Annotated in this window: 11 protein-coding genes; 4 read left to right on the forward strand and 7 right to left on the reverse strand. The window is 74.5% G+C overall.

Annotation, left to right across the window (positions count from 1 at the left end; translation table 11 throughout):
- Window positions 1–9: 9 nt before the first annotated feature.
- The gene (locus IEY37_RS10295; protein ID WP_188941406.1) at window positions 10–1695 is read right to left on the reverse strand and encodes a cellulase family glycosylhydrolase; all 1686 of its coding nucleotides are present in this window, start codon (window positions 1693–1695) and stop codon (window positions 10–12) included.
- A 724-nt stretch (window positions 1696–2419) separates the two neighbouring features.
- Here IEY37_RS10295 and IEY37_RS10300 point away from each other — a divergent pair.
- From IEY37_RS10300 to IEY37_RS10310, 3 genes are read left to right on the forward strand one after another with little or no spacing between them, the layout of a single operon-like run.
- On the forward strand, window positions 2420–3700 hold the full coding sequence (locus tag IEY37_RS10300) for a hypothetical protein (protein WP_188941407.1): 1281 nt from the start codon (window positions 2420–2422) through the stop codon (window positions 3698–3700).
- Complete coding sequence (locus IEY37_RS10305) at window positions 3697–6219, forward strand: serine hydrolase (RefSeq protein ID WP_188941408.1); 2523 nt, start codon at window positions 3697–3699, stop codon at window positions 6217–6219. The genes IEY37_RS10300 and IEY37_RS10305 overlap by 4 nt, the downstream gene beginning before the upstream one ends.
- Window positions 6216–7493, forward strand: a complete 1278-nt coding sequence (locus tag IEY37_RS10310; RefSeq protein ID WP_188941409.1) for a PP2C family protein-serine/threonine phosphatase — start codon at window positions 6216–6218, stop codon at window positions 7491–7493. Before IEY37_RS10305 ends, IEY37_RS10310 begins: the two co-directional genes overlap by 4 nt.
- 48 nt (window positions 7494–7541) lie before the next feature.
- On the opposite strand, the gene IEY37_RS10315 is transcribed toward IEY37_RS10310, so the two are convergent.
- The 6 genes from IEY37_RS10315 to IEY37_RS10340 form a co-directional block, all read right to left on the reverse strand.
- Window positions 7542–7880: a thioredoxin family protein gene (locus IEY37_RS10315; protein WP_188941410.1), complete on the reverse strand. Its 339-nt coding sequence runs from the start codon at window positions 7878–7880 to the stop codon at window positions 7542–7544.
- Between the two features lie 127 nt (window positions 7881–8007).
- Window positions 8008–8436 carry a winged helix-turn-helix transcriptional regulator gene (locus IEY37_RS10320; protein WP_188941411.1) on the reverse strand — a complete coding sequence of 143 codons (429 nt, stop codon included), beginning with the start codon at window positions 8434–8436 and terminating at the stop codon, window positions 8008–8010.
- Window positions 8437–8531: 95 nt separating this feature from the next.
- A complete protein-coding gene (locus tag IEY37_RS10325) occupies window positions 8532–10922 on the reverse strand; it encodes an ATP-binding cassette domain-containing protein (protein ID WP_188941412.1) in 2391 nt (796 codons plus the stop codon).
- A gap of 71 nt (window positions 10923–10993) precedes the next feature.
- Window positions 10994–11446, reverse strand: a complete 453-nt coding sequence (locus IEY37_RS10330) for a pyridoxamine 5'-phosphate oxidase family protein (RefSeq protein WP_188941413.1) — start codon at window positions 11444–11446, stop codon at window positions 10994–10996.
- A 142-nt stretch (window positions 11447–11588) separates the two neighbouring features.
- Entirely contained in the window at window positions 11589–12065 is a 477-nt protein-coding gene (locus tag IEY37_RS10335; RefSeq protein ID WP_188941414.1) for an ATP-binding protein, read from the reverse strand.
- A 149-nt stretch (window positions 12066–12214) separates the two neighbouring features.
- Window positions 12215–13075 carry a glycoside hydrolase domain-containing protein gene (locus IEY37_RS10340; RefSeq protein WP_188941415.1) on the reverse strand — a complete coding sequence of 287 codons (861 nt, stop codon included), beginning with the start codon at window positions 13073–13075 and terminating at the stop codon, window positions 12215–12217.
- 260 nt (window positions 13076–13335) lie between these two features.
- Between IEY37_RS10340 and IEY37_RS10345 the strand changes: the two genes are divergently transcribed.
- Window positions 13336–14835, forward strand: a complete 1500-nt coding sequence (locus IEY37_RS10345; protein ID WP_188941416.1) for a purine-cytosine permease family protein — start codon at window positions 13336–13338, stop codon at window positions 14833–14835.
- The last annotated feature ends 8 nt before the right edge of the window (window positions 14836–14843 follow it).

The raw sequence follows: 14843 nt of genomic DNA on the forward strand, positions 1-14843 counted from the left end.
CTCGCCGGATCAGCCGAGGCGCACGGCGTCGAAGTAGGCCTCCCCGGAGTTGTAGGCCGACTTGAGGTGGATCTGGAACGCCGTGGCGGTCGCCGGTGCCGTGCCGGTCGCCGCCACGGTCTGCCAGCCGGCGACGGTGTTCCGCGCGTTGACCGACTCGGTACTGCCCAGGTACGTGCCGCCGTCGAACCAGGCGATGGCGATCCGGCTGAACCCGGTGGGCGCCACCAGCCGGACGGACGCCGACGCGGTGACGGTCCGCTTGCCGGACAGCAGCAGGAAGCTCTGGTACACCGCCGGCACGGCCGAGCTGCTGCCGCCGGTCAGGTCCAGCACCGCGGACGCCGAGCCGTCGACCCCGCCGCCGGCGTCGACGCCGATGCTGCCGGCGGCCGACGCGTCGAAGGTGCGCCAGGACCCGAGCAGGCCCGACGAGGACGCCGCCGCGTCCTCGTTCTCGAAGTCCCCGTCGTAGGAGATCCGGGACGCGGCGAGCTCGCCCGGTCCGTAGCCGAGGGTGCCGGCGCCGGCGAACATGTCGCGCACCACCGCCGCAGCGGGCTTCCAGCTCCCGTCCAGTCGGCGCAACCCGTACGAGACCTGCGTCGGCGTACGGAACGCCGAGGGGGTGCGGTCGGGGACGTAGTCCGACAGGATCCACGGCGCGAAGGTCGGGATGCCCTGGTCGGCCACCAGCTGGGCGACCGTCTGGTAGTAGGACAGCTGGGCCTGCTCGGCCCCGGTGGTGCCGCCGACGGTAGGGGTGCCCGCCTCGCCGACGACCACCGGCCGTCCGCGGGCGACGCCGGTGGCCGTCTGCAGCAGCCGGGGCAGGTTCTCGACAGCGCCGTAGAGGTGGACGTCGACGACGTCCAGCGAGCTGTCCGGGATCGCGGCCGTGACCGCCTGCAGTGCGGCGGCCGTGTACTCCGACACCGACCGCGGGACACCGGGCAGCAGGGCGCCGAGCTCGGGCAGCAACGCCTTCGCCCAGGCCAGAGCCGTATCGGTGGTGGGCATCTCGTTCTGCAGCTCGACCAGCGCGATGCGGCCGTCGGCGCGGTACGGATGCAGCAGCTGCTGCGCCCAGGCCCGCGACCGGGTGATGTCCGAGTACGCCGACCACAGGTCGAACAGGGTCAGTTGCACGTAGAGCCCGTGGGCGGCGGCGGTGTCGACCATGTCCGCCAGCGCTGCGGCGCCGGCCGCGCCGACCGTCGGCCAGCCGACGGCGCCGGGCTGCACGATGACCCGCACGGCGTTGGCGCCCAGCGACGCGATGTCGGCGAAATCGGTGTCGGTCCGGGCATGCGAGTAGTTGGTCCACATGCCCGTCCACGGGTCGTCCGCCGGGTAGTAGTTCAGCAGCCGCAGGGCGCCCGGGGCCGGGCGCGGTGAGGCGGGTGTCAGCCCGCCGGCTGGGTCCGCGGTGGCCCCGGTGGTCGTTCCTCCGGACGTTGCCGCGGTGGCGCCGGCGGCCCCCGCGGTCGGGCCGGCGCCGCCGGCGGCCGGCGGGACGGGCCGGTGCCGGACCCGCTCGGGCACCCCGGGGTGCGACTGAGCGGTCGAGGGGTCCTTGCCCCTTTCCTCGGCGGCGGCCTGGGCGGTGCCCGTCCCCGCGAGGAACAGCCCGGCGGCGCAGGCCGCGACGGCCGTCGCGGTGACGGTCCGGCGGACGACACGGGAGAGGGTCACGGGGTCCTCGCTGGGTGGTCGGGTTCGACGTCGCCTCGTCGGGACACCTGGACGTCCGGGGCTGCACCGGCGGCGGCACGCCGCCCGGCTGCCGGTCCGGTCCGGCGGCTCCGGAGGCGCCGGCAGAATCCGGGCCGCCGGTCGAGTGTGGCACGCGTCCGGGCGCGCGGGGACGGACGCGACCCTCGGCCTTGTCACGCTGCGTGAGCCGCGTTCGGGCGGTCGACCGGGCCCTGCGGCATCCCGGGGAACGGGCGTGCGGTGTGTCACCCGGGCGGTGTGCGGGGTGCTGACCGGCTGCAGCAGGCGGCATGGTGATGCGGCGAACAGGTGAAAGCCCGTCCCGCAGGAGCGGATCGTCGGGGAGCCGCGGACGGCGCCGCCGTGCGGTGGTGTCGCGGGTCCTCCGGCCCGTCGTCGGCCGCACCGCGAGTTCGTCCGTGCTGGTGAAGGGCTGTCCGACGGCTGGTGCCGGACGTGCGGACTCCGGGCGGAACGCGGTGCGCGAAGAACTGCCCGGCGAACTATGGTCACGGAGGGTAGACGTCCGCTACAGTTCGTACATCGCCGTCGCGAGGAGTGTGCGGCGGCAGAGGAGTGACAATCGTCGAAAGGGGCGGCCGTGTCGTTGGACACCGCGCCGGACACCACCCGGGTCCCGTCGCCGCCGGAGCCGGCTGCGGCTCCGGATGCGCAGCCGTCCCCGCCGCGGCGCCGCAGATCGGTGGACACGGAGAGTCAGGCCCGTCGGGTGCTCGGCGTCCGCGCCCGGGTCGCCCTGCTGGTCGTGCTGGCCGGCCTCGTCGGCGTCCTCCTGGTCCGGCCCGGCGGATCGCCCGCCGGCGGCGACTGGGCGGCCACGGCCACCTCGGTCAACGCCGGGCTGACCGGTCAGAGCACGGTCACCCAGTCCACGGCCGGCTACCTCCCGGGCACCGGGATCGTCGTGGTGAGCACGCTGCACGACGTCACCCAAAGCCAGTTGACGGGGATCCTGCAGCAGGCCCTCGCGCCGGTGGCGTCCGCCCTGTCCGGCCTTCCCGGCGGCGAGGCGGTGTCCTGGCAGGCCAGCGTCGTGACGGCCGGCACCACTGCGCAGTGGCTCGTCCGGGTGCCCGGCGACGCCGCCGCGACGCCCGCGTCGTGGACCGTCGCCCCGATGGCCGCCGGCAGCTCCGCCGGTACCGCCGCCGGCACCACAGTCGGCACAGGAGCCGGCACCGGAGCCGGGACCACAGCGTCCGCCGGCACCGCGGCGCCGTCCGCCGGATCGGCGGCGGCCGCTGCGCCGCCGTCGGACCCGGCCGCCACCGGCGCACCCGCGGCGGCCGCCGCCACGGCGACGTCCGCCGCCACGGGGACGCCCGCCGCCGACACCGCAGTCGATGGCCCGACTTCCGCTCCGACCTCCGCCTCCGCCTCCGCCTCCGGCTCCGCTTCCGCCGCATCGGCGTCCGGCTCGGCCCCCGCAGCCGCTGACCCGGTGCTGGCCGCCACCAAGGACCCCTTCGTCCGGGACTCCGGCGCGTGGGAGCCGTTGACCGGCAGCTGGGAGCAGTCGGGCGGCACCTACCGGCAGACCGACGACTCGGGCTACGACTTCATCACGCAGCACTCCGGCGCCGCACCGGCCGCCTACACGGTGTCCGTCCGGCTGCGGGGCACCTCCGGCACCATGAACGCCGGCCTGATGCTGGCGCAGCCGGCGGCCGGGTCCCGGCAGGGCGCCGTCATCGTCGACCTGGCCGGCCAGGACTACGTCCGCTGGGGCCGCTACGACGCCACGTCGGGCACCTACAAGTTCCTGGGCGGGGCCGCGCTGGCCGGTCAGCAGGACGTCAAGAAGTGGCACACGGTGTCCGTGGCGGTCGCCGCATCCGGCTGCACGGTGTCCTGGGACGGCAAGCGCGTCGGGCAGTTCACCTGCACCGGCGGCGGCCACCTCGGCCTGGTCAGCTCGCGGTCGGCGGTCGAGTTCGACGACTGGACGGTGACCCCCGCATGACGGCCGTCCTGGACCGTCCGGCCACGCCGGCTCCTGACGCCGCGGCCACGCCCGCCCCGCGCCGGGCGGGTGCCCGCGACGGCTTCCTGGACACCGTCCGGGCCATCGCCCTGATCCGCGTCGTCATCTGGCACACCCTCGCCGTGGCGGTGGTGAGCTGGCTGGTGGCGGCCATGCCGGCGATGTTCTTCGTGGCCGGCAGCCTGCTCGCCCGCAGCCTCGACCGGCGCCCGTGGCGGGAGCTGCTGCGCGGCCGGCTCCGGCGGCTGCTGCTGCCGTTCTGGGTCTTCGGTGCCGTGGTGCTCAGCGTGCTGGTGCTGGTGCAGCGGCTGGACCCGTCGCCGGAGACCGCGCTGCACCCGCTGTCCCTGGTGGCCTGGGTCTTCCCGCTGGTCGACCCGCACGGCTCGGCCTGGGAGGCCGGCTGGGCGTCGGCGCCGCTGTGGTACCTGCGCTGCTACCTGTGGCTGTTGCTGCTGTCGCCGCTGCTGCGGCGCGCGCACCGCAGGTGGGGACTGCGGGTCCTGCTCGTCCCCCTGGCGGCCGTCTTCGTCGTCGACTTCCTCATCCGCAATCCCGGGATGGCGCCGCCGGGCTTCGCGGTGGCCAAGTACTACCTCGGCGACCTCGCCACGTTCAGCTTCTTCTGGGTGCTCGGCTTCAGCCACAGCGACGGCGCGCTGCGCACGGTCGACCGGCTCGGGCGGCTGGAGTGGGCCGCGATCGGCGGGGCGGCGGCGGTCGTCTGGGTGCAGGTGGTGCACCCGGCGACGCTCGTGGTGAACGACTCGTACCCCCTGCTGCTGTTCGTGGGCGTCGGCTGGCTGGGGCTGTTCCTGGCCGGGGAGCGGTGGATAGGGCGGGCGACGTCGCACCGGTTCTTCGCACCCGTCGTCGCCTGGTTGGGCCGTCGCTCGATCACCGTCTACCTCTGGCACCCCATCGCGATCGTCGGCGCCTACTGGTTGCGGGCCGAGTTCGCGCCCGGCATCCCGAGGGTCGCTGTGCTGCTGGTGGTGTTCCCGCTCGTCGTGGTGCTGTCGGTGCTGTTCGGACGGGTGGAGGACCACGCCGCCGGGCGGCCCGCGCAGTGGTGGCCGGGCCGCGACGACCCGGCCGTGCTGCGCCGGTGGGGGCAGCGCTGGGGGCGGTGGGTGCCGCGTCGGGTCTCGTCGGTGCGGTCCATGGTGCTCGGCGCGGTCGTCGCGCTACTGGTGGTGGACGTCGTGGTGCCGGCGCCCGCCGCGGCCGGGACGTCGGCGTCCTCGGCGTCCTCGGCGTCCTCGGCGGGCGCGGCCGGCGCGGCCGACGCCGGCGACTCGCTGGCCCTCCCGCCGGCGCCGTCGGCCAAGCCGGACCAGGTCGACTTCGCCGGCGACGGCACCGCGACCTCGGGCACCGACGCAGGAGCCGCTGCCCAGCCGGCCGGTGGGGCGGGTGCAGCGGCGCCGGTCGCCGCAGCCTCCGCGGCAGCGCCGTCCGCCGCGGCGCCGTCCGCCGGTCCTGCCTCGACGGGCGACGGTGGCGGCTCGTCCCCGGCCGGCGCCGCGCCGGTGGCCGGTGGTGCCGCGTCGGCCGCGACCGCCAAGGTGCAGGCGGCGGTCGACAGCTGGCGGTCCGCGCGCGGTGTCGCGGGCGTGCAGCTCGGCGTGCGGTTCGCGGACGGCTCCCAGCTCGTCCTGGTGAGCGGCAAGGCCACCGACGGCTCGGCTCTCGACCCGTCAGGGACGTTCCCCGTCACCTCGATCACCAAGACCATGACCTCGGCGATCACCCTGCAGCTCGTCCACGAGGGCAGGATCGGCCTCGACGACCCGCTGCCGGCGATCGGCGAGGTGCCGGGGCTGCCCTACGTCGGCAAGGTGACCGTCCGCCAGCTGCTCAACCACACGGCCGGTGTCCAGCCGTACGACACCACGCCCGGGTACGCCGCCGTGAAGGGGAGTGCGCTGACGCCGCAGACCGCGCTGCAGCTCGTCCTCCACCAGCCGCTGCAGTGGACGCCCGGCAGCCAGGTCGGCTACTCCAACTCCGGCTACCTCACGCTCGGCCTGCTGGACGAGCAGCTCTCCGGTACGGGCTACGCGGAACTGTTGCAGCAGCGCGTCTTCGGGCCGGCCGGGATGACCGACAGCCACCTGGACGTGACGCCGACCGCGGGCTGGGCGGGCTTCTCGGCCGGCGGCGTCGTCTCGACGGTGCCGGACCTGCTGCGCTGGGGCGACGCGCTCTACCGGCGCGGGACCGTGCTGGACAAGGAGTCTCTCGGCCGGATGCTCGACATCGGCAACCGGTTCAACACCGGTCTCGGCGCGTTCCCGGTCTGCCCGTGCTCGACGAGGAACGGGGTCAAGGTCTACAGCTCGATCGGCCACAACGGCGGCCAGGCGACGCTGCAGTACGCGCCGCAGCAGAACCTGGTCATCGCCGAGAACCTCACCGAGTCGATGTGGACCGACCACCTGACCCAGGCGCACGTCGCCGAGCTGCTCAGCGCCGTCGAGAAGGCGGCGTCGTGAGCAGCCCGGCGGCGGCGGACGAGCGCGTGGGCCCGGACAGCCTCTCCGTGCTCGACCGGGCGTGGGAGCTGGTGCGCTCGCTCGAGGAGTCGCGCAACCGGGTCGTCGAGGAGCTGGTCGACTCCAACGACCGGATCGCCGACCTGCGGGCGCTCATCGAGGTGCCGGTCGGCTCGCTGGACGAGGACTCGGCGCTGCAGACCATCCTCGACGTCGCCGTGGAGCTCACCCGGTCGGACTGCGCCGTGCTGCTGCACGACGGTGCCGTCACCTCGGTCGGGGACGCGGCGGCCGTCGGCACGCTCACCCGTCGGATGGCCGGCCTGCCGGCCGGTCTCGTGGCCGAGCCGCGATCCGTACCGATCTTCGGCGGTACCGCGGTGGTCGGCGCCTGCGGCCCGGTGACCGGTGCGGTGCTGGGCGTGGCGCGGCTGGGCGGGCCCGAGTACTCGACCGGCGACCTGCAGCTGATCGAGGCCGTGGTGGCGGCCGCGGAGAAGATGGTCACCCTGACCCGGCTGCACCGCGCAGGGGTGCAGCGGGCCGCGATCGAGCGGGAGCACCAGCTGGCCTGCACGCTGGCCCAGGCCGTGCTGCCGACCAGCCCGCCGGACGTGCCGGGGCTGCGGATCTTCACCCACACCAGCCCGGCCCGGCAGGCCGGCGGGGACTTCATCGCGTTCGAGAACGTGGGTGGCGCACTGTGGTTCGCGGTCGGTGACGTGGCCGGCAAGGGCCTGCCGGCCGCGGTGGTGATGACCAGGGCGATCAGCGCGGTGCGTGTCGCCTTCCACACCCACGCGGACGACGACCCGGCGGGCGCGCTCGCCGCCGTCGGCCGGGAGCTCTACGACTTCCTCAGCGACATCGGGCTGTTCGTCACCATGACCATCGGCGTGCACCGGCCGGGCCGGCCGGCGGCGCTGCTGTGCAACGCCGGGCACTCGCCGGTGCTGTCCTGGGCGGGTGACCGGTGCAGCACCGTGCCCGCGACCATGCCGCCGCTCGGGGTGGTCCCGGACAGCCGCGGCCGCACCCAGGCGGTGCCGCTGGGGCGGGAGGACCTGCTGCTCATCGGATCCGACGGGCTCGTCGACCAGCAGGGGCCGACCGGCGCGCAGTTCGGGTACGACACGCTGGAGCAGGTCTTCGCCGAGTCCGCGGCCCTGCCGGTGGACGTGCTCGGTCCGGCGCTGCTGGCCGCGGTGGACCAGCACGCCGACGGCACGGCGGCCTCCGACGACTGCACGCTGGTCCTGCTGCGCGGCGTCTGACGCCGGACCGGGCGCCGCGACCGGCGTCCCGGCCGCGAGCCCGGCGGGTCAGCGAGCTGCGGCCGCCGCCAGGTGCGGTTCCACGGCGGCCAGGATGGCCGCCCGCGGCCGAGCACCGGTCAGCTGGGTGACCAGTTCGCCGCCGACGAACAGCGCCAGCGTCGGCAGGCCGAGAACCCGGTAGCGGGCGGCCGTCCCGGGGTGCTGGTCGACGTCCAGCGTGACCACCCGCAGGCGGCCGGCCAGGTCGGCGGCGATCCGTTCCAGGGCCGGCTTCACCATGACGCAGGGCGGGCACCAGCCGGCGGTGAAGTCGACCAGGACGGGTTCGGCGGCGGCCAGGACGTCCCGGCCGAAGGTGGCGTCGCCGGTGGCGGGCAGGGTCATCGGTGCTCCTGGGGTTCGAGGCCGTGCTCGGGACACGGTCGGGAAAGGTCGGTGTCGGTCGTGGGACTGCGGTGGAGCCCCGGTGGGACGGTGGTGACCCGGTCGCGGCTCGACCGGGACGGCGGGATCAGCGGTTCACCTGGGCGACGAGTCGGTCGCCCGGGGCCGTGGTGCGGCCGCACTCGCACTGCAGGGTCGCGGTGACCCGGCCGCCGCACCCGATGTGCCGGTAGACGATCTCCGGCTCGCCGCCGCCCGGGCGGTGGCGCTCGCCCCAGTCCGACAGGGCGGCCAGCACGGGCAGCAGGTCCACGCCCGCCGTGGTCAGGGCGTACTCGGACCGGGTCCGGGCGCCGGGCACCCGGTAGCTGCGCGGCGACAGGATTCCGGCGTCGGTCAACCGGCGCAGCCGGTCGGCCAGCACGGTCCGCGGGGCGCCCGTGCTGCGGTGCAGGTCGTCGAACCGGCGGAGACCGAGTGCGACGTCCCGCACCACGCGCAGCGCCCACCGGTCGCCCACGATCTCGAGCACGTCCGCCACCGGATCCGTCTGCACGGTGCTGAGTCTAGACCCGGGATGCAGCCATCCAGCAAGCCGCGCGTCGGACGGAGGGTCGCGAGGTCGGTCGGTGGACGGTGCCGGGTGGGCGGTCAGCGCGCCAGGTAGGCGGCCAGGTGCTCCCCGGTGAGCGTGGACCGGGCGGCGACGAGGTCGGTCGGAGTGCCCTCGAAGACCACCCGGCCGCCGTCGTGTCCGGCCCCGGGCCCCAGGTCGATGATCCAGTCGGCATGGGCCATGACGGCCTGGTGGTGCTCGATGACGATGACCGAGCGTCCGGAGTCCACCAGCCGATCGAGCAGCGCGAGCAGCTGCGCGACGTCGGCCAGGTGCAGGCCGGTGGTGGGTTCGTCGAGGACGTACACCGCCGGGTCGCCGCCCTTCTCGACCATCCGGGCGGCGAGCTTGAGGCGTTGCCGCTCACCACCGGACAGCGTGGTCAGCGGCTGGCCCAGGGACAGGTACCCGAGGCCGACGTCGACCAGCCGGGCCAGGACTGTGTGCGCCGCGGGGGTGCGGGCGTCGCCGCTGCCGAAGAACTCGAGCGCGTCGGCGGCGGACATGGCGAGCACTTCGCTGATGTCCCTGCCGCCGAACCGGTACTCCAGCACCGACGCGTCGAACCGCTTGCCCTCGCAGACCTCGCACGGGGTCGAGACGCCGGCCATCATCGCCAGGTCCGTGTACACCACGCCGGCGCCGTTGCAGTTCGGGCAGGCGCCCTCCGAGTTGGCGCTGAACAGGGCCGGTTTCACGCCGTTGGCCTTGGCGAAGGCCTTGCGGATCGGCTCCAGCAGTCCGGTGTAGGTGGCCGGGTTGCTGCGGCGCGACCCGCGGATGCCGCTCTGGTCGACCGACACGACGCCGTCGCGACCGGACACCGAGCCGTGGATCAGCGAGCTCTTGCCGGAGCCGGCCACGCCGGTCACCGCGACCAGCACGCCGAGCGGGATGTCGACGTCCACGTCCCGGACGTTGTGCGCGGTGGCGCCGCGGATGGGCAGCACCCCGGTCGGCGTCCGCACCGAGGGCTTCAGCGTCGCGCGGTCGTCCAGGTGTCGGCCGGTGAGCGTGCCGCTGGCCCGGAGTCCCTCGACGGTGCCCTGGAAGCAGATGGTGCCGCCGGCCGCGCCGGCCCCGGGCCCCAGGTCCACGACGTGGTCGGCGATCGCGATGGTCTCGGGTTTGTGTTCGACGACCAGCACGGTGTTGCCCTTGTCCCGCAGGCGCAGCAGGAGCTCGTTCATCCGCTGGATGTCGTGGGGGTGCAGGCCGACCGTGGGTTCGTCGAAGACGTACGTCACGTCGGTGAGCGACGACCCGAGATGGCGGATCATCTTGATCCGCTGCGCCTCGCCGCCGGACAGCGTGCCGGAGGGGCGCTCCAGAGACAGGTAGCCCAGGCCGATCTCGACGAAGGAGTCCAGCGACCGCCGCAAGGTCGAGAGTAGCGGAGCGACGGACGGTTCGTCGAGATCCTGCAGCCACGCGGCCAGGTCGCTGATCTGCATCCGGCAGGCGTCCGCGATGCTGACGCCGTCGATCTTCGACGACCGGGCCGCCTCCGACAGCCGGGTGCCGTCGCACTCGGGGCAGGTGGTGAAGGTGACCGCACGCTCCACGAAGGCCCGGATGTGCGGCTGCAGCGAGTCGACGTCCTTGCTCAGGTAGGACTTCTGGATCCTCGGGAGCAATCCCTCGTAGGTCAGGTTGATGCCGTCGACCTTGACCCTGGTCGGTTCCCGGTGCAGCAGGTCCCGCAGTTCGCGCTTGGTGTACGCGCGGATCGGCTTGTCCGGGTCGAAGAAGCCGCTGCCGCGGAAGATGCGGCCGTACCAGCCGTCCATGCTGTAGCCGGGGATCCGGATCGCGCCCTCGTTCAGCGACTTCGTGTCGTCGTAGAGGGCGGACAAGTCGATGTCGGTGACCGAGCCGCGGCCCTCGCAGCGCGGGCACATGCCGCCGGTGATGCTGAAGCTGCGCCGCTCCTTGACGGTCTCGCCGCCGCGCTGCACGGACACCGCGCCGGCGCCGCTAATCGACGCGACGTTGAACGAGTACGCCTGCGACGAGCCGATGTGCGGGTCGCCCAGCCGGCTGAACAGGATGCGCAGCAGCGCGTTCGCGTCCGTGGCAGTGCCGACCGTGGACCGCGGGTCGGCGCCGATCCGCTCCTGGTCGATGATGATCGCGGTGGTCAGGCCCTCGAGCAGGTCGACGTCCGGCCGGGCCAGCGTGGGCATGAAGCCCTGCAGGAAGGCGCTGTAGGTCTCGTTGATCAGGCGCTGCGACTCCGCGGCGATCGTGCTGAACACCAGCGAGCTCTTGCCCGAGCCGGAGACCCCGGTGAAGACGGTGAGCCGGCGCTTGGGCAGTTCGAGGCTGACGTCCTTGAGGTTGTTCTCGCGGGCGCCGAGCACCCGGATCAGGTCGTGGCTGTCCGCGTCGTGGGCTGCGGTGCCGGCGGCGGCGGCGGTGCTCATCGGGTCTCCATCTGTCGGCGGGCGTGGGACGCGCGGGGCGGTGCGCGGTGCTCGGGACCGGGTGCGGGTCGTCAGGCCCGCCAGGTGCCGTCGCGCAGCAGCTCACGGTCGGGCAGCTCGTCGACCTCGCGCCAGGCCTGGATCCGGCGGGGGACGATGCGGAACCAGCGGTACGGCGTCGACAGCGTGCGCGGGTCGAAGCCGGTCCGCGCGGCGAAGCGGTCACCCTCCTCCCGGCTCCGCGCGTCGATCGGCAGCACCGTGACGTCGCCGTCGATGGTGCAGACGTCGCGGGTGTGGCCCAGCGCCAGTCGAACGGACCGGCCGGCCGCCAGGTTCCGGCCGGTCGGGCTGTCGGCCGGGGTGGCCAGCCAGACGGCCTCGCCGTCCCAGTCGAACGAGAGCGGCACCAGGTACGGGACACCCCGCGCCGACGCCGTCGCGACCCACAGGTCGACGTCCCGTTCCAGCCGGTCCAGGGTGTCCCGGCGTCGCTCGGCGCGGGTGCGCGGTTCCGGGGTCACGCCGGCTCCGGCGTGCGGGCGGCTGCCGGGCCGGGCGCCGGTCGTCGGCCGGCACGGTGGGCGGTCGGGACGGGAGCAGCGGCCGGCATGGCGGTCAGGCTAGGGCCCGCGCGGCCGGGTCGCCCGGCGTGCGACGGGCTGCTCAGCGATGCAGGGTGAGCAGCCAGGTGTTCCAGGTACCGGTGCGGCGGTAGGCCACCTCGTCGACCAGCTGCCGGACGATCATCAGCCCGTACCCGCGGACCTGCGCGACGCCGGCCACCGGTTCGGGGGCGTCGGCCCCGTCGAACGGCCGGCCCTCGTCGGACACCGCGACGACCACCCGGTGCGGGTGCACCCGGCCCACCAGCCGGATGCGGTCGGTCGGCGCCAGATCGGCGTGGTCCACCGCATTGGTGCACACCTCGTGCACCGCCAGCTCCAGCCGGGCGAGCAGCCGTGCGCCCTCGTCCGCACCGGTCGCGGCCAGCAGGTCCCGCAGCCACGGACCCACCTCGCGCACCGACAGCAGGTCGGCGGCGACGGACAGCCGCGACGTCACCGGCCGGGTCGTGTCGACCGACTCCGCCGGGCCCCGCTGGGCCGCGAGGCCGGTGGTCCGGGTCCCGGTCGTGTCCACCGCCCACCCCTCCGTCCGTGGTCGCCACCCGGCTCGGTCGCCGTGTCGTCGTCGCCCCGAAGTCTGGCAGGACGCGCGGGTCGTCACGCAGCGCACGACGCAGCATCACCGGATCGAGGTGCGCACCGCTCTCCCGGGTGGCGCCGGCGTCACCCCTGGCCGATCAGCCGGTGCCCGGCGGCGTCCGTCCCGGAGACGTCGGTGTCGATGCCGCCGGGGATCCGGCATGCGCCCTTGAGGACGGCGGTCTGCCGGACGACGTACCCGCGGGCGACCTGCGGCGCCGACCCGGACGCGGACCGCCAGAAGACCTGCACGCCGGGCAGAGCGGAGATCTGCGCCGCGGTCAACCGCTGCGGGACGCCGACGTAGACGGCCGGCACGTACCCGCGGACGGAGACCGCCCTGGCCCAGTTCGCCACCCAGGTCCGGAGGGTCGCGGCCGAGGCCGTCGTGGTGTCCTCCAGGTCGAGGAAGATCTGGGCGCCGGCCGGGTACCCGGCCTGGCGGGCCTTCTGGGCGACGATCGTCCCGCGCTCGGTCCCCATCGTGGCGGTGGGCCACGCCGACGGGTCGTAGCCCTGGTAGAGCACCGCGTGCATGGTGATGGCCTTGGCCGCCGCCAGTTCGGCGCGCCAGGCGGTGCCGGTCACGTGGATCATCGTGAACGCGTAGCCGGCGTTGCGCAGGCAGGCGAGCTGCGCCGGTGTCTCGACGTGCGAGGAGTCGAACCCGCGCCGGCCGGGCCCGATCACGAACCGGACGGCCGGCCCGGCCGCTGCGGCGCGGACCGTGGCCGGCGCCGCCGGCGAGGCCGCCGCGGGCGCCACCGGGGAGGCCGCCACTGGCGCCACCGGCGAGGCCGGCGCGGGCGCCGGGGCCGCTGCGGCGACGTCGGGGGACAGCAGCACGGCACCGGCCGCGAGGGCGGCGGCGGTCACCGACCGGAGCAGGCGGCCGGCGCGGCGCCGGTGCGGCGCGCCGGGGGTGCGGGGACGGTCGATGCTCACGCTGCCTCCTCGGCGTCGTCCCGGGACGGGACCCGGCGATCCGGACCATGAGAACAGAACACGGCCCGACGGGCACGCCGGGAGGCTGCAGCACCGGCCGGGCGCGGCGCGTCCGGAGTGCCGCCCGGGCGCGCGGCGACGGACGCGGGCGGTGCCGGCGCCCCGGATGCCGGAGGGTCCGCGGACCGCTGCGGCGAGCACAATGCCTGGCAGCGCCGCAGCAGCACACGCACGCTGCACCCCGCGGGACAGGAGTCGGCATGGGGAACACGGGATCGGTGCCGGTCGGCACCGGCACGGCGACCGCGGGCACGGCGGCCGGCACCGGGGTGATCGAGGCCAACGGCATCAACGTCATCGCCGACGAGGAGCGCAAGGGCCGCCCCAGGGACCTGTTCTGGCCGTGGTTCGGCTCGAACGTGTCGGTGCTCGGGCTCTCGTACGGGTCCTTCGTCCTCGGCTTCGGGGTGTCGTTCTGGCAGGCCACCGTCATCGGCCTGGTCGGTGTCACGGTGTCGTTCCTGCTGTGCGGCTTCATCGCGGTGGCCGGCCGGCGCGGTTCGGCGCCGACGATGGTCCTGTCCCGGGCGGCCTTCGGCGTGCACGGCAACAGGCTGCCGTCGCTGATCTCGTGGATCCTGACCGTCGGCTGGGAGACGGTGCTGATCATCCTGGCCACCCTGGCCACCGCGACGGTCTTCGGCCGGCTGGGGTGGGGATCCGGCGCTCCGGTGCAGGTCGTCGCCATGATCGTCGTGGTGGCGCTGACCATCGCCGGCGGCGTCGCCGGGTTCGACGTCATCATGCGGATGCAACGGTGGATCACCGTCGTCACCGGCGTGTTGACGGTGGTCTACGCCGTGCTCGTGGTCCGGCACATCGACTGGTCCGCGGTCTCGTCGCTGCCCTCCGGCTCCGGCACGGCGTTCCTCGGTGGCTTCGTGTTCGTCATGACCGGCTTCGGCCTCGGGTGGGTCAACGCCGCCGCCGACTACTCGCGCTACCTGCCGCGATCCGCATCCGCGCGCGGCATCGTCGGCTGGACCACGCTCGGCGGCGCGGTGGCACCTGCGCTGCTGGTCGTCTTCGGCGCCCTGCTGGCCGGGTCGTCCGGCGAGCTGTCGACGGCGATCGGGGCCGACCCGATCGGCGCGCTGGCGGAGCTGCTGCCGACCTGGTTCCTGGTCGTCTTCGTGGTCGTCGCCGTGCTCGGCCTGGTCGGCGGCGCGGTGCTGGACATCTACTCGTCGGGCCTGGCCCTGCTCTCGCTCGGTGTCCCGCTGCGGCGCTACCAGGCGGCGCTGGTCGACGGACTGATCATGATCGTCGGCGCGGTGTACGTGGTCTTCCTGGCGCACAGCGACTTCCAGGCGCAGTTCACCGGGTTCCTGATCACCCTCGGAGTGCCGGTCTCCGCATGGTGCGGCGTGGTGCTGGCCGACATCCTGCTGCGCCGGCGCGACTACGCCGAGGCAGACCTCTACGACGCGCGGGGCCGCTACGGATCCGTCCGGTGGGCCGCCGTCCTGCTGGTGGTGATCGGGACGGCGCTCGGCTGGGGACTGGTGACGAACTCCGCCGCCGGCTGGCTGGACTGGCAGGGGTACCTGCTCGGCCCGTTCGGTCTCGGCGGCCGGGAGGGCGGCTGGGCGTTCGCCAATCTCGGCGTCCTGGTCGCGCTGGCGGTCGGGTTCGTCGGCACCCTCGCGCTGTCCTCGGGCCGGGTGCGGCGACAGGAGGCCGTGCCGGCCGGCCGGTGAGCCGCCGG

The organism is Nakamurella endophytica (assembly GCF_014646215.1).
Taxonomy (GTDB): domain Bacteria; phylum Actinomycetota; class Actinomycetes; order Mycobacteriales; family Nakamurellaceae; genus Nakamurella; species Nakamurella endophytica.